Annotated in this window: 1 protein-coding gene; it reads left to right on the top strand. The window is 70.2% G+C overall.

Features of this window, described 5'->3' with window-relative positions:
• Positions 1-113: 113 nt before the first annotated feature.
• Positions 114-702 (top strand): tetratricopeptide repeat protein (locus tag ACZ6DT_RS17465; RefSeq protein ID WP_465595628.1); only part of this gene is annotated, 589 nt, incomplete at its 3' end.

The raw sequence follows: 702 nt of genomic DNA, 5'->3' as shown, positions 1-702 counted from the left end.
CTGTTCCCCTCCGCTTTTTCTTTTTTTTGTCCTCTCCCCCCCCTCGGCCCCCCCCCCCCCCCCCCCCCCCCCCCCCCCCCCCCCCCCCCCCCCCCCCCCCCCCCGCCGCCCGGTTGGCTGAGCTGCTGACCGAGCAAGGGCACGTCGAGGAAGCCATCCAGGTACTACGCCCCCACGCCGACAACGGCGACGAGTACGCCGCCATCGAATTGGCTGGTCTGCTGACCGAGCAGGGACAGGTCGAGGAAGCCATCCAGGTACTACGCTCCTACGCCGACAGCGACGACAGTGACGGGGCCGCCGCCCTCGAATTGGTTGACATGCTGGCCGCGTACGGGCGGGTCGAGGAGCTGCGCGAACGCGCCGACAACGACAACGGGCACGGCGAAGACGAGTACGCCGCCGTCGGATTGGCTGGTCTGCTGGTCGAGCAGGGGCAGGTCGAGGAAGCCATCCAGGTACTACGCCCCCACGCCGACGATGGCGTGGGGGACGCCGCCGCCGAATTGGCTGGTCTGCTGGTCGAGCAGGGGCAGGTCGAGGAAGCCATCCAGGTACTACGCCCTCACGCCGGCTACAGCGACGTTGAGGTCGACGCCCGGTTGGCTGACTTGCTGGCCGCGCACGGGCATATCGGGCAGCTGCGCGAACGCGCCGACAACGGCGACGGGCACGCCGCCGCCCGGTTGGCTGAGCTGCTGC

The organism is Amycolatopsis sp. NPDC041971, assembly GCF_055588925.1.
This window is presented reverse-complemented; position numbering and strand designations above follow the sequence as displayed.